Origin of the sequence: Leptospira fainei serovar Hurstbridge str. BUT 6 (assembly GCF_000306235.2) — a bacterium.
GTDB lineage: Bacteria > Spirochaetota > Leptospiria > Leptospirales > Leptospiraceae > Leptospira_B > Leptospira_B fainei.
The window spans coordinates 404,743-422,901 of sequence record NZ_AKWZ02000002.1; the positions used below are offsets into that span (position 1 = coordinate 404,743).

Annotated in this window: 18 protein-coding genes; 11 read left to right on the plus strand and 7 right to left on the minus strand. The window is 44.9% G+C overall.

Annotated elements, in window-relative coordinates:
* Positions 1 to 70: 70 nt before the first annotated feature.
* From LEP1GSC058_RS03285 to LEP1GSC058_RS03295, 3 genes are all read left to right on the plus strand, one after another.
* Entirely contained in the window at positions 71 to 2,020 is a 1,950-nt protein-coding gene (locus LEP1GSC058_RS03285; protein ID WP_016548188.1) for an LTA synthase family protein, read from the plus strand.
* 135 nt (positions 2,021 to 2,155) lie between these two features.
* Positions 2,156 to 3,175 (plus strand): N-acetylneuraminate synthase family protein, encoded by a 1,020-nt coding sequence (locus LEP1GSC058_RS03290; RefSeq protein ID WP_016548279.1) that lies wholly within the window; start codon positions 2,156 to 2,158, stop codon positions 3,173 to 3,175.
* Positions 3,172 to 4,287: a M23 family metallopeptidase gene (locus LEP1GSC058_RS03295; RefSeq protein ID WP_016548147.1), complete on the plus strand. Its 1,116-nt coding sequence runs from the start codon at positions 3,172 to 3,174 to the stop codon at positions 4,285 to 4,287. Before LEP1GSC058_RS03290 ends, LEP1GSC058_RS03295 begins: the two co-directional genes overlap by 4 nt.
* 20 nt (positions 4,288 to 4,307) lie before the next feature.
* Here LEP1GSC058_RS03295 and LEP1GSC058_RS03300 read toward each other — a convergent pair whose 3' ends face one another.
* Positions 4,308 to 5,024, minus strand: coding sequence for a TrmH family RNA methyltransferase (locus tag LEP1GSC058_RS03300; protein WP_016547942.1), 717 nt, complete (start codon positions 5,022 to 5,024; stop codon positions 4,308 to 4,310).
* A 188-nt stretch (positions 5,025 to 5,212) separates the two neighbouring features.
* Between LEP1GSC058_RS03300 and fliF the strand changes: the two genes are divergently transcribed.
* The 8 genes from fliF (at position 5,213) to LEP1GSC058_RS03340 (ending at position 12,425) form a co-directional block, all read left to right on the plus strand.
* Positions 5,213 to 6,913: a flagellar basal-body MS-ring/collar protein FliF gene (gene fliF, locus LEP1GSC058_RS03305; RefSeq protein WP_016548026.1), complete on the plus strand. Its 1,701-nt coding sequence runs from the start codon at positions 5,213 to 5,215 to the stop codon at positions 6,911 to 6,913.
* Complete coding sequence (locus LEP1GSC058_RS03310) at positions 6,913 to 7,881, plus strand: FliG C-terminal domain-containing protein (protein ID WP_016547980.1); 969 nt, start codon at positions 6,913 to 6,915, stop codon at positions 7,879 to 7,881. Before fliF ends, LEP1GSC058_RS03310 begins: the two co-directional genes overlap by 1 nt.
* Before the next feature lie 3 nt (positions 7,882 to 7,884).
* Positions 7,885 to 8,808 carry a flagellar assembly protein FliH gene (fliH, locus tag LEP1GSC058_RS03315; protein WP_010418769.1) on the plus strand — a complete coding sequence of 308 codons (924 nt, stop codon included), beginning with the start codon at positions 7,885 to 7,887 and terminating at the stop codon, positions 8,806 to 8,808.
* 486 nt (positions 8,809 to 9,294) lie between these two features.
* The gene (locus LEP1GSC058_RS03325; RefSeq protein ID WP_016548194.1) at positions 9,295 to 10,659 is read left to right on the plus strand and encodes a FliI/YscN family ATPase; all 1,365 of its coding nucleotides are present in this window, start codon (positions 9,295 to 9,297) and stop codon (positions 10,657 to 10,659) included.
* Between the two features lie 3 nt (positions 10,660 to 10,662).
* Positions 10,663 to 11,235 carry a flagellar export protein FliJ gene (gene fliJ / locus LEP1GSC058_RS03330; protein ID WP_016547882.1) on the plus strand — a complete coding sequence of 191 codons (573 nt, stop codon included), beginning with the start codon at positions 10,663 to 10,665 and terminating at the stop codon, positions 11,233 to 11,235.
* Positions 11,216 to 11,386 carry a hypothetical protein gene (locus LEP1GSC058_RS20120; protein WP_016548250.1) on the plus strand — a complete coding sequence of 57 codons (171 nt, stop codon included), beginning with the start codon at positions 11,216 to 11,218 and terminating at the stop codon, positions 11,384 to 11,386. The genes fliJ and LEP1GSC058_RS20120 overlap by 20 nt, the downstream gene beginning before the upstream one ends.
* Positions 11,387 to 11,391: 5 nt before the next feature.
* A complete protein-coding gene (locus LEP1GSC058_RS03335; RefSeq protein ID WP_016548208.1) occupies positions 11,392 to 12,033 on the plus strand; it encodes a periplasmic-type flagellar collar protein FlbB in 642 nt (213 codons plus the stop codon).
* Positions 12,033 to 12,425 carry a TOBE domain protein gene (locus LEP1GSC058_RS03340; RefSeq protein WP_016548131.1) on the plus strand — a complete coding sequence of 131 codons (393 nt, stop codon included), beginning with the start codon at positions 12,033 to 12,035 and terminating at the stop codon, positions 12,423 to 12,425. Before LEP1GSC058_RS03335 ends, LEP1GSC058_RS03340 begins: the two co-directional genes overlap by 1 nt.
* 40 nt (positions 12,426 to 12,465) lie before the next feature.
* Here LEP1GSC058_RS03340 and LEP1GSC058_RS03345 read toward each other — a convergent pair whose 3' ends face one another.
* The 6 genes from LEP1GSC058_RS03345 to LEP1GSC058_RS03370 form a co-directional block, all read right to left on the minus strand.
* The gene (locus tag LEP1GSC058_RS03345) at positions 12,466 to 13,413 is read right to left on the minus strand and encodes a DUF3089 domain-containing protein (RefSeq protein ID WP_232224596.1); all 948 of its coding nucleotides are present in this window, start codon (positions 13,411 to 13,413) and stop codon (positions 12,466 to 12,468) included.
* 212 nt (positions 13,414 to 13,625) lie between these two features.
* Positions 13,626 to 14,189, minus strand: coding sequence for a guanylate kinase (gmk, locus tag LEP1GSC058_RS03350; protein ID WP_016547962.1), 564 nt, complete (start codon positions 14,187 to 14,189; stop codon positions 13,626 to 13,628).
* Positions 14,190 to 14,191: 2 nt separating this feature from the next.
* Complete coding sequence (locus tag LEP1GSC058_RS03355) at positions 14,192 to 14,473, minus strand: DUF370 domain-containing protein (protein WP_010418751.1); 282 nt, start codon at positions 14,471 to 14,473, stop codon at positions 14,192 to 14,194.
* On the minus strand, positions 14,474 to 15,691 hold the full coding sequence (locus LEP1GSC058_RS03360) for a hypothetical protein (protein ID WP_016547779.1): 1,218 nt from the start codon (positions 15,689 to 15,691) through the stop codon (positions 14,474 to 14,476). It abuts the gene before it with no gap.
* 69 nt (positions 15,692 to 15,760) lie between these two features.
* On the minus strand, positions 15,761 to 16,126 hold the full coding sequence (locus LEP1GSC058_RS03365) for a hypothetical protein (protein WP_039947946.1): 366 nt from the start codon (positions 16,124 to 16,126) through the stop codon (positions 15,761 to 15,763).
* 6 nt (positions 16,127 to 16,132) lie between these two features.
* Entirely contained in the window at positions 16,133 to 18,118 is a 1,986-nt protein-coding gene (locus tag LEP1GSC058_RS03370; protein ID WP_016548044.1) for a FapA family protein, read from the minus strand.
* Positions 18,119 to 18,159 lie beyond the last annotated feature (41 nt).

Here is an 18,159-nt window from a genome sequence, read left to right on the forward strand (position 1 = left end):
GAAATCTATCCTTGACGTTCCGCATACAGAGCCTGTAAAACGATCTCGGTCATCTTTTTTGGAAAATTGAATGAAGCGTATCCCGCCAAATCTTAAAATCATCGGCTTTTATTCCGCAGGAATATTTTTACTTTTAACGATATTTAGAATCGTCCTTCTTCTGGTCTATTTCGACAAAATCGATAATTCTCCATGGAGAGATATATTGCTTTCGTTTTTGATCGGAATCCGCTTTGATCTTTCCGTTACCGCGATCACGATCGGCCCATTCTGGCTGCTATCCAGCTTTTATTTCGGCAATCGCTGGAAATCCTACCGCTATGCCTGGGGCATCCCGCCGATCATACTGCTTATGTGGATGTTCGGACATCTGATCGGCGATACGATTTATTACGGAGAAGCGAATAAGCATCTCGGCTATGAAGGTTTCGTATTTTTAGGTAAAGACTTTCTTGTGATTCTTTCCGCAGCAATGCAAAACGCGCCGGCGTTGGTTGTAAGTGGTCTGTTTATAATTTTTTTCGGACTCCCTTTGCTAATCTGGTCCTTCATAAAATGGAACGGTTATCGATTCTCGGTCGATAACAGGACAGCGGAGCTGATTCAGATTCCGATTTCAATTTTGGTCGTATTTTTGCTATTTCGAGGGGGCATCCAGTCGCGACCGTTGCGATCAACCGAGGCTATACATTCACAAAACGGGTTCTTAAATAACCTGCCATTGAACGGCGTATTTACCACTTTGATGGATCTAAAGTCCACGGCAATTTCTCCTAACCTAAAACTCCCCCATTCCGAATCGCTCGCGATCGTTAAAGATGAAATCGATTATCCGGGAGCAAATTTCATCGACGATCGATATCCGATTCTACGAGAAACAAAAGAGACGAGACCGGGAACTCCTCCCAACATCGTGATCATTCTACTCGAAAGTTGGACCGGAAAATTCATCCGCCCCAACGGAAGCGGGATGATCGAAGGGAAGGAATTGACTCCGAATTTTAATTCCCTCGTTGCAACGGGTAAGTATTTTCCTCATTTCTTTGCTACAGGAGGAAGAACGACTAACGGTCTTTTATCCATTCTCACCGGCATTCCCGACAGACCGGGAATTACCGTAATTCGTACGCACCAGGTTCTTGGTAATTTCGGAGGACTCGGAACCGTATTAAAGCAGGCGGGTTATAGTACGCTATTTGTCCATGGTGGCGACATAGGTTTCGATAATATGAGTTTTCTTTTTCCTCATTGGGGCTTTGACACGATAGTAGGAAGGGAAGAAATGCGGCAAAAAAACGAATATACTTCCGGCGCCTGGGGATATTTCGACGAAGACGTATTGGATGAACTTCAAAAAAGGATGTCAGCAACGAAGCCTCCTTTTCTCGCAATATCTCTTACATTAACCACGCATTATCCGTACGAAGTGCCAAAGAAGGATTTTGAAATCTTTCCGAATTCGGTTCAGGACTACGATTATTTTAATACTTATCATTATTCGGATTGGGCGTTAGGTAAATTTATGGAGAAAGTCCGAAAATCTCCTTACTTTGACAATACGATCTTCGTCTTCGTAGCCGACCACACGCATCATAGAAATCTAAATCCGTACGAGGATAGAAATATTCCGTTGCTTCTATATTCTCCGAAATATATTAAACCTGGAATCGACGCTCGAATTTCCTCGCAATTAGACGTATTGCCTACCATATTGGGATTGGTCGGAAAAAAACTAAAATTCGCCGCCATGGGCCGAGATTTGCTTTCGGATCGGGAAGAAGGGAAAGCGTACTTCGCATTTTCGAGCGTAATCGGTTGGATAGAAAATGATATATCTTTCTATCGATTCACCGACGGTGACCTAAGAGACGCGACTCCGTTTTCACCGGCAAAGAAAACCAATTTTTGTAAAGCATCGCAATCAATTTGCGATCAATATGAAAAGAAAGCCAAAGCCTTCTTTAATTTAAGCTATGAACTTTTAAATTCGAACTCGATTTATCCCCCCAAGGAAAAATAAATACGAAAAGAATCTCCACTTTTGGATCCCCTTATGTTTCCGAAAATCTCATTGGTTGCATTCGGGCAGAAATTCCGGCTTTCTAATGCAAAAAAAAAACCGATCTTTAGAATACAAACTTTCAGGTATATATGAATGGCATTTTCGAAACAATTTAAATTGGACGGTCAACGAGAACTCGGTTCCGACACTCCCCCCTTTCTAATCGCGGAAATCGGACTCAATCACAACGGCGATCCGGAAATCGGAAAAAGATCCATACAAGCCGCCAAAAAATCGGGCGCGAATGCCGTGAAATTTCAAACCTATCACACTCAAGACTTCCTAGACGTCTCCAATCCGAAAGCGAAAGTTTTGGTGGATATATTCAAACAGTACGAACTTTCCGAGGCTCTTCATCGCGATTTCAAAAAGACCGCGGAAGATGAGGGACTATTTTTCTTTTCCACTCCTTTGGATTCGAAAAGCGTAGATCTGCTAGTATCGATTGGCGTAGGTGCGCTAAAAATTGCAAGCGGGGATATCGTAAACAAGGCACTTCTAGAAAAATGCGCGTCCACTAAGCTGCCGATTTTTCTATCTACGGGTGCAGCGGATGGATTCGAAGTACTGCGAGCCTTGGAATTTTTGGAACGTCAAGGCGTGAGTGACCTCCTACTGTTTCATTGCGTGTCTCTTTATCCCACTCCGCCTGAAAAGGCGAATCTAAGAACCTTATCTTATTACCGCCATATATTCCCGGGTCCTTTAGGATTTTCGGATCACACCGGCGGAACCTTGGCAGGGGCATTAGCGGTAAGTATGGGCGCGACCGCATTAGAAAAACATTTTACGCTGGATAAAAAACTTTCGGGTCCGGATCACATTGTCTCGGTAGATCCCACAGAATTTTCCGCCTATGCTGAAAATGCCCGCCTTGCATTTCATATGAGAGGGGAGAGAAAAAAAATCGTCCAACCGGAAGAGGCTGCGGGACGATTTTTCGGTCGCAGATCCTTGTATCTTGGAAAGGACGGGAACCCGATCGCGTTACGACCGGATTTAAGTCAAGAAAACGCAACCTATCTTGATTCATGGAAAATCGAAGAAGCGAATACCTTGCTAAAGGAAGGAGCAGCATTGAAGCCCGGCGACGCGTTCCGATCCGAAGTATGAAACGAGGAGTTTATTTTTTTCTTATCTTCGTATTCTCTTTCCGGATCCATGCCGTTCCTAAAACGTTCGGCGCCTTAGGCTCGGAAATCGATTATCTGGATTTTGGGAGATCGCTGGTAACTCCGTTTTCTTACTCCGTTTCGTCGATTTTTCATGAAGAATACGGAGCATTCAATCTTTTCGATTCCGACCCGAAAACTCATTGGTATTCCGCCTCAAGCCTAAATCCGGAATGGATAACCGTCGATTTCGGATCCAAACGTCTGATCAACGGAATTGAATTAGTCGTACCCGTCTTCCGAGGTAAGCGCTCCGTCGATGAGTATGAAATTCAAGTATTGTATCAGGAAACATGGAAGACGATTTTTAAAAATGACCGGGTGGAGTTAGTAAACACTCATCGCATTCCACCGATGGATGCCTCCCTGGTTCGGATATATTTTCCTAAGAAAGAAGACAAAAGCATCGTAATCAGCGAATTCAAAGTTTTACTCAACGATATCCCTTTGAATGAGGTGCCAAAACGATTAACCGGCTATATGTATCCCGTTCCGGAAGGATTGCTTCCGCCGAAGGAAGCTCAACTGCCGGGCGCACCGAGAGAGTATAGAAATGGAATTCACAAAGGTCTTGATATTTATTTCAAAAAAGAAAAAGACGGAACCACGCGGAAGCTTACCTTTTCCGATTCTCTAATATCCCCGGGCGACGGGATCGTAGTACGCGCGGACTTGGATTACGTGCCGATGACCGTATCCGAATTTCAGTTTCACTCCGCCCAAGCGCAAAAAAACGGAGTCACTTATGTGGAGAAGGATTTTGGGGGAAGGCAGGTTTGGATCGATCATGGAAACGGTGTGATGTCCTCTTTTAACCATCTATCCTCGATTAAAAAAGGACTTGGTATCGGATCTAACGTAAAAGCAGGGGAAGAAATCGGCACAGCCGGAAACTCCGGTTTAATCGGAGAAGCAAAAGAATCCGACGAAAATATTCACTTACACTTCGAAATCTGGGTCGACGGCGAATATCTTGGAGCCGGAGTTTCCGGACCGCAAATGAGAAAATTGCTTCAATTCTTTTTTTCTCGCTCCGAGTTTCTCTTAAAATAGATCGGGAACAGAATTACGGATTAGACTCTTCTCCAGCGGCGCAAAAATTCAGCCTCGATAACCGGACCGTTATTGATCGTCTTCTTATATAGAAAATTGCGCAGATGAACGGCCTCTTCCTCGTTGAGAGTCCATCCTTCTACCTCTCTCCTCACACGAGGAATTAGATGAGAAAGAACAATCGCAACGGTTACGGATAGATTATAACTTTCGGTAAATCCGAACATCGGCAATCGCAAGTGAAAGTCGGCTTGGGATAAGGCGATTGCCGAAAGACCTATTTCTTCGGCTCCGAATAACACTGCCGTCGGTCGATCCAACGGTAAGTCCTCAAGCGAGTGACGGGTTTCCCCGTCCTGAGGAGACGTCGCAACGATTCTATATCCTGATTCTTTCAAATGACGCAAACAAAGCGTAGTATTGTCCTCACCCATCGATTGGTAGCGATGAATTCTCAGCCATTTTTGAGCTCCCTTTGCAACTCCCGCATTCGGTTTATATGAATTCCGATTTTCAACCGCATAGACGTCGCTTAAACCCAGACATTCGGAAGTTCTCAATGTTGCACTCGCATTAAAAGGTTGGAATATATCCTCCAACACAATTGTTAAGTACTTTGTGCGAAACGAGAGAACTTCCTCGATTTTTTGACGCCGAGACTCGGATAGCATCTCCGAAAAATATCGATTGAGAGCTCGCGCCTCTGTTAGGTTCGGAACTTCCTCGAATTCAATCATTGGCCGCATATTCTCAACATACGCGGATACATAGAAACGGACAAGTCGATCGTAAAGCGGAGAAAGGAAAACAATACTTAACATTTAGAACGTAAGAAAAAAAAATTTCTAAAGTTTTTTTTAAAAAGAGATTGTACTTTGTTTCCGAAAATCTATTATGTCCCCTATCTAGTCGGTGGTGAAGAAATATGCCCGAGCAATTACAAAAGATTCTAAATAATATTAAGGAGTTTGTCGGCTCCTTAGATATGACCAAGAAGCTAATTCTGGGCGGTGTCGCTTTAACGGTTTTAGTAGCTGTCGGACTTTTAGCGACCGTTTCTTCCCAAAAGAATAGGATCATCCTATTCAAAGATATGACGTCTAAGGATTTTGCAGAAGTCACCAAAAAGCTGGATTCTATGGGGTACCAGTACGGAACTTCGGACACCAGTGTAGTGAGTGTGGATCCGGAACAAAGACAGGAAATCATCACTAAGCTTGCCCAAGAAAACTTAATTCCTGCCGGAGTTCAAGGCTGGGAATTATTCAACGTCGAGAAATTCACCGAAACTCAATTCGACAAAGACATCAAAAAGTATAGAGCTTTAAAAGGCGCCATCGAGCAATCCTTGATGACACTACGACCCGTCGACAAGGCGTTCGTAAACATCGCAATTCCGGAGGAAGAACTATTTAGCTCGAACGCTTCTCCGGTAAAAGCATCCGTGATTCTTCATTTTATCCCCGGTGTAGACGGGATGTCAAAAAAAGAAGTTAAAGGAATTGTAAATCTCGTTTCAAGAGCGGTGCCTAAATTAAAGCCGGAGAACGTCGTTGTCGCGGATGCGGACGGGAAAATCATCTCCGACTTCGAGGAAGATCTCGAGAAAGAACGACTGGAACTCAGAGTCGTGCAGGAAAAACTGCGAATTCAAGAAGAACAAAGGATTCAAAGATTAATCGACGTTAGAAATACTTTACGCTGGTATTTAGGCGGAGAAGACCGTGTGGATATTACGCGCTTCGAATATATGCTCAACTGGGACAAGGAATCGTACAAGGACAATACCGTAACACCCGTTGTAGAAAGACCCGATGATCCGAACACTCCTTACTCGGAATTGAAAATAGTCGACGGATACAGTTTAAAAGTTTCTTCGAAAGAAACCAGCGAACAGTTTAATGGTCGAGGTTTTACCCCGGACGGCCCGGCAGGAAGCGAACCCAACCTTCCGCCAGGCTATAAAGATACCGATTACCAAAAAGCCGAGTATAAGAAGACCGAAAACATCAATAACTTTGAATTTAACCGTCGAGTAAGCGAAGTCCAAAAACAACCCTGGAAGATCGAAAAAGTCAATCTCTCAGTGGTCATCGACGGACAATGGACCAAAAAAGAAAAAGAAGACGGAACAGGTTACGATAGAACGTATATACCCGTTTCCGACGACGATCTTAGGACGATCCGTAAGAACTTAGAAGCGGCTGTCGGAATAGATAAAGCAAGAGGCGATCAAATCTCCGTGATCAGTATTCCTAAGGATCGATCGGCGCAATTTGCCGCCGAAGATGAGGAACTGAAAAAACAAAAAGCGATCCGCCAAATGGTAATCGCGTCCTTAGTGATCATTCTCTTCTTGATTCTAACCATCCTAATCTACAGAGCTATCAAGAAAGAAATCGCAAGACGCCGCAGACTCCGCGAAGAAGAACTGGCAGCAATGCAGCAAATGATGCGTGAAGCAGCCCTCCGAGTTATGGATGACGGCAGTGCGGAAGTAGAACTTTCTCTCGATGAAAAACTTCGTAGGGAACTTCTCGAAAATGCGATCAACCTATCCAAGGAAAAACCGGAAGAAGTCGCACAGCTTCTGCGCACTTGGTTATCTGAAGAGGAAGCAACTTAATGGAATCCCTGTCCGGTAATAAAAACCGGGCGGGTCGCCTCCTCCGAATATTGGGGGAGCACCTTCCCCCGGAAGTATTTCGCCACCTCGGTCCTAAGGATACGAGCAGACTCTTGGAGAGCTTCCACAAGAGCGGTAAGCTCGAAGCCAAAGAGGAACGTGAATTATTAGGCTCCTTTCTGGAAGGAATTTCCTCCGTCACGAAAGAAGGATTGGATAAGGATACGTTCGCCCTCATCCAAGAATTGGAGTCCATTCTTAAAGAGGGACTTTCAACCGAACCCGACTGGCTCAGCGAGCTAAAAGAATTTAATAAGGAAGAATTATCCAGAATTGTCGCCGGGGAAGAACCCGATAGAATTGCATTCATTCTCTGTTTTGCCGATCCGGATGTTTCAGCTCGCGTATTGGAGGAGTTCCCTTACGAGCTCCAGGAAAACATTCTACTTCAAATTCGAGATTTGGATTTATCCTCGGAATCCGGAAAGGATTCCCTGGAACGATTTCTACGCTTTAAGAAAGAGGCCATAAAGCATCCCGGAATAAGCACACCGATAAGAGACAGAATGGGGAAACGCGCCGCGGATCTGTTGGGAAAAATGGACCCGCAAGATTCTCGGAAATTATTCACTCGGATACGCGAAAAGAACCCCGCATTTGCCGAAAATATAAATGAACACTTCTTTCGGATGGAAGATTTTCTAGAGCTAAATCGGGAGAATCTGAATAAATTTCTTTCAGATATTCACCCGATCGTGGTCGCAGTTGCCTTTAGAGGAACCGAACCTGAAACCCGTACACAACTCTTAGAAAGGATGGAACCTTCTCTGGTTTCGGTCGTCCGATTAGAGGAAGATTCGATGGGTCCGATATCTCTAGCGGAGATCGAAACCGCCCAAAACGGTATTCTTGAAATTTTCAAGGATTCCGTAGAATCGGGAAGAATCAAGTTCCGGAGAAACGTCTGAACTATGGCCAAACTCGTCTTTAAACCCATTCAAATCGCCGACATGCAAGATCAGGTCGAGCTGCAAATACCGGATAAGTATAAAAAATTCCACCGGGACGAAGACGCAGAAGAGTTCGAGGTCGACCAGGAAGGAAACATCATCGAGCAATACCAAGGTCCTTCAATCGAAGAAATCGAGGCGGAGCTAAATCGTTATAAGGAAGAAACGGAAGAAAGCATCAAAAAGATGCTGGAAGATTCCCGTCGTAAAGCCGAGGAAATCGAAGAGGAAGGCCGTAAGAAAGCTTTCCAAATGATCCAGGACTCGAAAGAGAAAATCAAACTAGACGAGGATTCCGGTAAAGCAAAAGCCGAGCAAATCTTGGAACGAGCCAAGATGGAAGCGGAACGGATGATCAAAGAGGCCGAAATGAAGACGGCCGAAATCGAACACGAAGCGTATCTCAAAGGCTTTGAGGCTGGTCGAGAAGTCGGGTTCCGGAAAGGTCAAGGAGAGGTTCGACGATTGATCGATCGCTTAGGAACCATCGTCGGAAAAGCCATAGATATTCGGGCCGAATTGATCCAAGCATCGGAAAAACAAATGGTCGAAATGATCTTGATCATCGCGCGCAAGATCATCAAAGACGAGATCATCGAACGAAAAGAAATCGTACTAAACAATATCAGGGAAGCTCTTAAAAGAATCAAGGATAGGGACAGAGTGGACATTCGAGTTAACTTTGCCGATCTTGAAATCACTACCGCACATAAAGACGAACTCATTAAACTCATGGAGTCTCTGAGAAAAGTCAATATTTACGAAGATTCTCGCGTGGACAGAGGCGGAGTTATTATTGAAACCGATGTCGGCGCAATCGACGCCCGTATTTCCACCCAACTCAAAGAAATCGAAGAAGCCATCCGAAATGCGGAGCCGATATAATCTACCATTCACGTCTATCCCTACTCTCCTGCCCGGTCTCCTCTCAAAGAGGGGGCCGGGTATGGGGAATCTCTTCGCTGCCAATGCAGGGGTTTCGCCGCATTCGGGCCTATTGAGAAAGGGAAAGGAGAGAAGGATTTTGGACGTTCCCCACCCTCCTGGGCGGGGGCCGGATCGGTGGAAGTACGCCCTATACATTTTTTTAAACAATTTTGCAATGCTTTTCTTAACGTGCCCGAATGTAGGAGCTCCTACAAAATCCTTCTCGCTCCGTCAAAGGGCGGAGTCGTCGGTAGCCAGGTCCCACCTCGCTGCTCTTGACTTTCCCTGCCTACCACTTCCGTTTTGGCGAAACTCTCTGAATTTTATCCAGCTGTCTTTCCATTCGGAAGTATGCGACATAATTCTATTATATTCACATTATAACTTGACTCTAGAGAAATTTTTCCCTACTGTAAACTTATTCATAGGCCCGGTTCAGCTATAATGATTGAGAAGAAATTTCACGAGAAGGTCGACGTCATCTCCAAGTATTTCCTCATCTTGGATCGAACAGAGACAATCCGTAAATCGGGTCGAGTCGTTCGAGTCGCAGGAAACGTCATATACTCGGAAGGACCTCCTGATTCGAAAATCGGCGAAATCATGGATGTCGAAAAAGCCGGCATAGAAGGCTATCTCCAATGCGAAATCGTCGGATTTGAAAATCATGTCTACACACTGATGCCGCTCGGCCCAGTCGAAGGAGTCTATCCCGACGCTTTTGTTTTTTCTTCGGGGCGACGCCTTAACGTTCCCGTAGGAAGGGAACTTCTCGGGCGCGTATTAAACGGAGTCGGAAAACCGATCGATAAGAAAGGCTTAATCATTACTTCCGATGAAAAATCCCCTGAAGGCGAAAGTATCAATCCTTTAGATCGCCCGATCATTCGTGATATTTTATTGACCGGCGTACGAGCGATCGACGGGATCTTAACGGTCGGTCGCGGTCAACGATTGGGAATTTTTTCAGGTTCCGGAGTGGGAAAATCCAGCCTCTTAGGAATGATCGCACGATTCACCGATGCGGACGTAAACGTAATCGCGTTAGTAGGAGAGCGTGGCCGAGAAGTGAATGAATTTATTGAGCGCGACCTCGGGAAGGAAGGTCTTGCAAGATCGGTCGTATTTGCCGCAACTTCCGATTCGCCGAAAATGGAGCAAGTCAACTGCGCCCTTCTGGCTACTTCCGTAGCGGAATATTTCCGAGAACAAGGACTTCACGTTAACTTAATGATGGATTCTTTGACTCGATTCGCTCATGCAAACAGAGAAATCTCCGTCTCCAATCATGAGCCGCCGATAACTAGAGGATTCAGTTCCTCCGTATTCAGTAAGCTCGCTAGGCTGGTCGAGCGTTCAGGAACTTCCAAAGGTGGCGGTAGCATCACCGGCTTTTATACGATCCTAACGGATACCGACGAAATGGAAGATCCCGTAGCGGATGCCGTGCGCGGGTACATAGACGGTCACATCGTTCTGTCTAGAAAGATCGCGGAGCGTAATCATTACCCCGCTATCGATATCCCTGCGTCTCTCTCGCGGGTAATGCAATCGATTACCGACGAAGATCATTTTATGAGAGCCGGTATGATACGTGAATTAGTTTCGACATACAATTCGGTCGAAGAATTAATACTTCTCAACGCGTATGTTCGAGGTTCGGATGCTAAAGTGGATTTGGCGATTCGGAAAAAAGAAAAGATCGATACATTTCTTCGACAAAAACTATCCGAAAAAAGTCCGTTTCCGCAAACGTTGAGCGCACTTCGCGATATTCTAAGGGAAGAGCGAGAGGAGGAGGAATTCTAATCCATGAAGAGATTTAGATTTCGACTGGATCCGGTTCTTCGCCTTCGGAAAATTGCGGAAGATAAGAAGCTGCAAGAATTGTCCGAACTCGTAGCGGAAATCAATCTTCGAAACCTTGAAATCGAGGAGAACGAATCCAAGATTCAAAGTATCGCTTCTACCCCTTTGGAAGGAAGTTCGGGCTTGCGAGAGTATTCGTATATGCAAACTTATATTCGCCAGCTTCTTACTAGAAATACGGAACTGCTCGAAGAAATCCGTTCTTACGACGAGCCCGTATCGAAAAAAAGGGCCGAAGTTACGGAAGCGAGAAAAGATAAGAAAGTGATGGAACTCCTTAAGGAGAAGCGCTTTGCGGAATACATTAAACGTTATAAGAAGGGCGAACAAGTCGAGGCGGAAGAACTCTTCTTAGTCAGATATTTTAGGGAACAACGGGAGGAAAGGGATGGAATTAAAGAAACTGGAAGGGATCCGAAAGTATTTACCTACGATACGGGAAGCGTCGAGCGGACCGGTGCGGAAGATGCGGGACTTTCTGAGCTCAGAAAACTTTATGAGCGTTTTAAAAAGTGAACTGCCCTTTCTGGAAGTGAAAAAAAGCGTCCAGTCGGATCCGGTGGTAAGTTCTATGGTTAACCTACGGGAAAAAATAACCGACCTTGAAACTAAAGCGGATCAATTGGAAAAAAGGATTTCCGGATCAAGATTGGATATCCGGGTTTAAGGATTATGGCAAGCCTCACCGATAAAGCACGAGCTGTTTATCTCGTTTTATTAATATTCTTCCTCCTACTCATAGGTTTTTTTGCGTTCGATTATTTTCAGATTATAGATGCGTCTGAGTTCTTTCCGTTTCTAAGAAAAGAACCCGGATTGGTCAATGCCGACTCAGAATCGCCTTCCGAATTGGAAAAGCTCGAATTTCGAAAAGAGATGGAACGGCTCGCGAAAGATAGGGACGAGATCCTGCAAAAAGAGGAAGAAATAAAAAAAGAACGAGAACGTCTCGATGCCGAATTGGAAAAAATCGGGGAGTTAAAACGCGGGCTAACGACAAAAGAAAAAGAATTAAAGTCCGCAGAAGCCGAAAAAAACAGCAGGGAAAAGCTGGTCAAAGTTCTGGCGGATAAGGTAGCAAATATGCCGCCAGACAACGCGGTTCAAATGCTGACGAATTGGCCGGATAAGGATATCATCGATGTATTCATTCAAATGGATAAGGATGCCGAGCAAGATGGACGCCAGACAATTACGACTTATTTACTGACTTTATTTCCGGCCGAGCGTAGAGCTACTATTACGAATAAGTGGCTGTCACGTTCCGATACGATTCGCGCGCCGGAATCTTCACCTGAATCCGAGGAATTATAATGAACTCCATAAGAAAACCATTACATTTATTTCTTTCATTCGTAATTATCGTGTTGTACTCGGTTTCCCTTTCCGCAAAGGGAAAAAAAGCAAAATACGTAACCGGCGAGGATCTAGTCCGAGATCCGTCCAAAGCCGTAGGAGAAACCGTCCGATTGTCGGGGAATGTTTCTCATGTTTTGTATAAAGGAAATTCCGTAAGATTCGTACTTCAATTTTCCGGCAAACCGGTCGTTCTCGATTCCGACGATTCAGGATTAATAAATCGAGTCAACGTAGGTGCATACGTGGAAGTATGCGGTTTCTATTTAAAAAATAAAAAACTCGAACTGGATGGTAAGCGAACGGATATGCCTTCCATAGTGGTAGAACAACCTTATTGCTCGAATTGAGTTTAATTTTAGACGGCCGAGATAATTTATCCCGTTCGCATCACTTTGTTCCGGAAGTTAGAGAAAGAAATTTTTCCACACGTACCTTTGCATTTTGTCGAATATTCGAATAGAATAAATGATAGTCGACTAGATGGTACGTATCGTCCTTACCGATAGTCGGGAATCCCCTACTGTCGGGTTCGTGCACCCAAAGAATCCCGTCGTTACATTTTGCATCCGCAATCGTCGGTAAAATTCGATCAAAACTTATCGGAAGACCGCCCAAATTCAGTTCTTTCGCAGCGTAATTCTCGTCCTTCTTCCATGTAAGCGGATTTACGCATAAGGAAGTGCGAAACCGATCAACGAGTCGATTCGGCGCTTTTCCCCATTTATACGAATTCCAATTGATTACGCATCCGATGGATTCCTGAGATTCGCAAGCGGGAAGCCCTACTTCTTCGGCGCGATAGGGAAATCCGATGGCGTAAGCAGCGATCAAATTTCTCTTATAATCGGAAAAAGATATGACCTCCTTCAGAAGTCGACTAACGTGCCGAGTCCCTTGGCTATGAGAAGCGATGATCCAAGGGCGACCTTTATTTAGATTTTTGATATAATACAAAAACGCATTTTTGACGTCTGCATAGGCGAAATCGATTGCTGCGTTTCCCTGTGAAGTCTCTTCCACAAAAACGTAAAATGTTGCCTGTCTGTAGCGAGGGGCATAAATCTTGCAACAATCGTTAAATGCGCTTGCCTGAGATCGAATCGGTCCTTTGTCGGTTTTACTATTTAAGCTTTCATCCGCCAGATCCGCGTTCCAATATTTGCCGCCGATGATAAGCGTAGTCGGATGTACGAAAAATACGTCGGCTTTAGCGTCCGATTGCCGATCTACAAATCCTGAATTCTTGGGCACATCGTCGGCGGGATCGATCTTATCCGGATGCGAAGCCCAATATTTCAAGCTTGAGTAATCCGGAGAAGCTAATCGATTACTCATTTCAATGTTCTCTTTAGGTTTCAGTAAAAATAAACATGAAATTCCGCAAAACAAAACGGGCATCAAAAGAAGCAAAAGGGAACGATACGACATCGAATAACGAAAAATGATCCGCAATATTCGTAGTAATCTCATTCGCCAAACCTACCCTGACTCCGATTTCCGGTCAACTCTCGGAAGATAATAGAATTCGCAGGCAAAAATTTGCTCAGTCAGAGCTTGGATCCGGAAAGAAGGATATGCTCCAACCTGGCAACCGCCTTTTCCAAATCATCATTAACGATTATGTATTGAAATTCGTCTTTTCGCGCTAATTCCTGTTTGCCGTTTCGAATTCGCTTAGTAATACTCTCTTCGGAATCGGTTCCGCGTCCTCTAAGTCTTTTCTCCCATTCGTCTTCGCTCGGAGGAAGAATAAAAATAGTAACGGCTATCTCTTTCAGTTTTTCTTTAACAAGAGCGGCCCCTTGTACGTCAAGGTCCATGATAACCGAACGATCTTTCGAGAGGCATTCTTCGATATATTTCCTAGGCGTTCCGTAATAAAAATCATGGACTCGGGCCCATTCCAAAAATTCACCCTCTTGAATTCCCCGTTCGAAAGCATCGTTGGTTAAAAAGAAATAGGTGACACCTTCCTGATCTCCCGGGCGTGGAGGTCGAGTGGTGCAAGAAATGGAAAACGCAATCTCGGGGTGCTTTTCACGAATTCGGTCGATTAAAGTGGATTTGCCGCCACCAGCCACGGAGGAAAGAACAAAAAGCTTTGCAGACAATTTCAGTCTTTTTCTTCCTCTTCCTCAGCAATCGAATTATCCCTACTTTCGATTCTGCGAGTCAAGGCCTCCACTCTAAGGTTTGAAAGAACCAAATGATTCGAGTCCGTGATTATGATGGAACGGGTCTTCTTTCCTTGCGTAGCGTCTATTAAACTATTATTACTCTTGGCTTCGTTTCGAATCCGTTTCGCGGACGCAGAATCGGAATGAATAATGCCGACGATCTTAGAGACCATCACTATATTCCCGAAACCGACGTTCAGGACGCTGAATTGAGACATCTAAACCCTCCGGTTTCTTTCAAGTCTAAATCGTTCAATTATATCCACCTCTCCGGTCGCAAGATCCAGTGCTTCTGAAATATCCGCATGAGAGTAACCTTTTTTCAAGAGGAAAACTACTTTCTCTATCTTCGTCGTTCCGCCGGGTAATTCCTTTAAGATCGCTTCCGGGGAAATTTTTGCGGTATCAGGCTTCTGCGGTTCTCTGCCGGAAATTTTTCTTTCCAATAGTCTTCCGAAATCCTGCTCGATCGGAATTTTATTGTCTCGAATTTTTGCGTTCGATGGAGTCGTATAATCTTCCGATCCCGATCCGGCTTTATAACCGGATTGGAATTTTAGACTTCCGGTTCCTCCGGCCTCGGATGAAAGAGAACTCCCTTCCTTGAAGGGATCCCCGTCCAAGGAAATATCGAATGTCGAACTCGGATTATAAATCGGCTGCGGAGGTCGAGTCGGAGATGGGGAAGCCAGTAATTCCTCCGGGTCCTTCCAACCTAGCGCGTCTTTAATTTTTTTCCCGAAATTTTTGAGAATTCCGATCGTTCCGGAATCCGACTCCGAAAAACCTTGAGTCTCGATGTTTCCGATTCTAGCGGAAGTCTTGATTGAAGGCTTTCTACCTGAAGTCGAAGGAATCTCTTCGGGAAGATTTTGCTTATACAAATGTCCGACTCCGGTTCCTGCTTTGGAGGTCAAAGCGGTACGTTTGTCTTCCAAAGGATCTTGCAACTTCTTTAATTCCTTTTGTTTCTCACGAATCAAGGTGAGGTATTCGTCCCTAAAAGCCGCCTCTGTCGATTTCGGTATTTCTTCCCAATTGGCTTCATTCGGAGTGAAAACAGTTTCTTCCGAACGAACTTCCAATTCCGGTTCACTTTCAAATTCCTTAATAATATCCGACGGAGTTTCAAGATCGATGGAAACCTTTTCTACGACTCGATTCGGTAGTTCTTCGACTTTTCTGAGAATGGAGCGTAACGTTTCTTCCAACGAATCGGTCTTCTGAACCAGAATTTTATATGCTTGTACTTTTGAATTCAGGAGTTCGATATGGTTTTCGGTTTCCGTCTGAATTTCGTCGACGAGGGTGCGGACCTCTTCGTTTATGCGGCGGATCATATGAGTACGAATCCGCTTCGTTACTTGAGCGGTGATTCCGATGTACAGACCTACACCGATAACTACGTTTAAAAAAAATACGGCAAAGAGTTCCATCTTTCCAACCTCGGGAGAGGGTTTCCAACAACATTCCTCCGAGTGGATTTTGTAGATTATTGCGTTTTCCTAAGCTATCAAATCCAATGATGAGCGGGAAGCGGTTTTGTATTCTATCTTTCTTCCTGACTTATCATAGGATACGATCTTATCCTTGCCACCTTCCGGACGAGGCCCTTTAAACGAGCGAATTTCCTTTTCGATCTCGCCGATTTTTTGAGTGTATGCAGTCCTCAGTCTTTCCCTATATTCGGGAGAAAGTGAAAACGTTTCCGCATACATCTGCACCGCATATTTTTTATCTATATTGTACTCTCGAACCGCCTTTTCATTTTGGGCGATTACGTTTGTCAGAGTATGAGGATGCTCCACCATCGTGCGACGAAGGATCTCCGTAGCGGCGCCATATCCCAGCAAGGGCTCATTTAGCCTCATCGCCTCTTATTTTACTCGACTTCGATTTTTTCTCCAGTCTTTTTTCTCGGGTTCCGGGTCTTGGTATGGAAGTTGCCTAATAACGCCGTTTTCCTCGACGAAAGTCTTATGTTTGATTTCGTTCCTAGTCTTAAAGTCGGAATTACGGATTTTGAGAGTTACGCCGCCGTATAAAGTCTTTTCAATACAAATCTTACCATTGGCGGCTCTATCTTCCATATAATTTTGAAGGTTCTGGATCTCGTTCTCGTATTCTCGAACTCTAGTTTCCAGTTTCTCCACCGCTTTAGCTGTCTTGGCCAATTGTTGCTCATGGTCCTGTGTGAACGAAGCTGGGTCGCTTTCTTTACGCGCTTTCAAGGTCTTGAGGCTTTTTGTAAGCTGTTCGAATTTGCCGCGGTTTTCCGCCAATTTTTCTTCGTAATCTGCGATCTGCTTCAAGACTTTCGGATCGGTTCCGACCACGAGTTCCGTCGGAGGATTGGCAGAGGACCCGATCACCTTCGCGGCAATAAGTTCGGCAGCACGAATCGTTCCTCCTACAATTTGACCTCGTTTCCCGTTTGAGACCACTTTGCCGCCTGCGCTGACAAAACAATGCAGAATCCCTTCCTGCACGATTACGTCCTTCTCCGTTATGACAGTTGCATTCTGTATAAACTTAGCGATCACGTTTCCGCCGGTAGATTCGATGCGAGCTTCGTCACGTCCGGAAACACCTTGCCTGATAATAATATCGCCATCCGCTTCGACATTCGCTTTTTGCACAGTCCCGTAAATCTCGATATTTCCCGCAGCTTTTACGGAATAGTTATCTTCCACATTGCCGGTAATAATAACCGAACCGAGGAAGGTAACATTTCCGGTTTTAATTCCTACGTCGCCGTTTACTCTATATACCGTTTCTACGGAGAGGCGGCCGGCAGCATAAACGACTTGTCCATTTACTTCCGCAGTAAGTTTGGTTCTATCTTCGGACAGGATAGTTCCCTTTCCTTGCTTCAACTCCGTATCTAATCCGTCTTTGGCCGGTAGAAGTTCGTTAAACAGAGTCCGACCGTATTTCCCTTTTTCTGCGGGAATCTTTTCCGCGAGCAACTGACCTACTACCACATTCTCGATTAGGTCCATATCTTTATAGTCGACGCGGCCGGATTCATCCTCCCTGAATATGACGTTCTTCTGAGTACGAACTCGATAGATAATCGTGGCATTTTTTCCGTTGATGGGTAGATCACCTTCGGCGGCTGTAAAGGGCTGGTTATAGAACTCTTCCTCAAGACGACGCTGAATTTCATCTTCCTTGATGCCGTATTTAACGCCTGCATTTTTGAGATAGTTGATCACATCACGAACCTCTAAATCACGGCCCCCGGGTTTTGGAGGAACTAAGGTTACTTTTGCCTTCATCCGATCCATAGCGACATCTAAGACAAGCTTAGCTTCCATTCCAGGCCGAGCCTTCATGTTGGAGATGTAGATCGGTTCCCCTTTTGCTTCTTTGACCAACTTCCGAATTTGTCCGTCGTCGACCTGATCAACGCCCCTAACGGATAACTTTTTAGAAACTTCGGAAAGCTCGACCGTTCTGCCTTCTCCTGACGGAGGAAAAACGGTTAGATATACTCCATTGCGAAGTATTTGCACTAAAATACGACCGTCTCTATCTTTCGGTTGTAGGAACTCCTTTAGATCCTTGGAGACTAATTTACCGGATCCGCCAGTAAGCTTTTGATCCAGCTCGGAAAGTTCGTCCAGAAAATTGTCTTCGGGAATGATGGAAGCTCGAATATGCCAAGGTTCGGAACCGAAGAGTTTCTTTTTCCCTCGTTTTAATACGATATAGTCGATCTCGTGCGGTTTTTTCCGAAGATGGGAGGCGGCAAGCTGCACGCACTTCTCCAATGTTTCGGCAATGACTTCAACCTGCTCCTTCTGGAGTCGATCTAATTCTTTGGATTGGTCCTTTAAGAAAGAAGTTAAGGAAGACATATCATTCTACCTGGGATTGGATGCAGGGTTAGTTTCGGGAA

Coding starts and splice junctions, on each gene's coding strand:
- fliF (WP_016548026.1), top strand. CDS start 5,213: ATGCCCGAGCAATTACAAAAGATTCTAAATAATATTAAGGAGTTTGTC.
- LEP1GSC058_RS03285 (WP_016548188.1), top strand. CDS start 71: ATGAAGCGTATCCCGCCAAATCTTAAAATCATCGGCTTTTATTCCGCA.
- LEP1GSC058_RS03340 (WP_016548131.1), top strand. CDS start 12,033: ATGAACTCCATAAGAAAACCATTACATTTATTTCTTTCATTCGTAATT.
- LEP1GSC058_RS20120 (WP_016548250.1), top strand. CDS start 11,216: ATGAGCGTTTTAAAAAGTGAACTGCCCTTTCTGGAAGTGAAAAAAAGC.
- LEP1GSC058_RS03360 (WP_016547779.1), bottom strand. CDS start 15,691: ATGGAACTCTTTGCCGTATTTTTTTTAAACGTAGTTATCGGTGTAGGT.
- LEP1GSC058_RS03290 (WP_016548279.1), top strand. CDS start 2,156: ATGGCATTTTCGAAACAATTTAAATTGGACGGTCAACGAGAACTCGGT.
- LEP1GSC058_RS03370 (WP_016548044.1), bottom strand. CDS start 18,118: ATGTCTTCCTTAACTTCTTTCTTAAAGGACCAATCCAAAGAATTAGAT.
- LEP1GSC058_RS03355 (WP_010418751.1), bottom strand. CDS start 14,473: ATGTCTCAATTCAGCGTCCTGAACGTCGGTTTCGGGAATATAGTGATG.
- LEP1GSC058_RS03365 (WP_039947946.1), bottom strand. CDS start 16,126: ATGAGGCTAAATGAGCCCTTGCTGGGATATGGCGCCGCTACGGAGATC.
- fliH (WP_010418769.1), top strand. CDS start 7,885: ATGGCCAAACTCGTCTTTAAACCCATTCAAATCGCCGACATGCAAGAT.
- LEP1GSC058_RS03300 (WP_016547942.1), bottom strand. CDS start 5,024: ATGATTGAATTCGAGGAAGTTCCGAACCTAACAGAGGCGCGAGCTCTC.
- LEP1GSC058_RS03345 (WP_232224596.1), bottom strand. CDS start 13,413: ATGAGTAATCGATTAGCTTCTCCGGATTACTCAAGCTTGAAATATTGG.
- fliJ (WP_016547882.1), top strand. CDS start 10,663: ATGAAGAGATTTAGATTTCGACTGGATCCGGTTCTTCGCCTTCGGAAA.
- LEP1GSC058_RS03295 (WP_016548147.1), top strand. CDS start 3,172: ATGAAACGAGGAGTTTATTTTTTTCTTATCTTCGTATTCTCTTTCCGG.
- LEP1GSC058_RS03335 (WP_016548208.1), top strand. CDS start 11,392: ATGGCAAGCCTCACCGATAAAGCACGAGCTGTTTATCTCGTTTTATTA.
- LEP1GSC058_RS03325 (WP_016548194.1), top strand. CDS start 9,295: ATGATTGAGAAGAAATTTCACGAGAAGGTCGACGTCATCTCCAAGTAT.
- LEP1GSC058_RS03310 (WP_016547980.1), top strand. CDS start 6,913: ATGGAATCCCTGTCCGGTAATAAAAACCGGGCGGGTCGCCTCCTCCGA.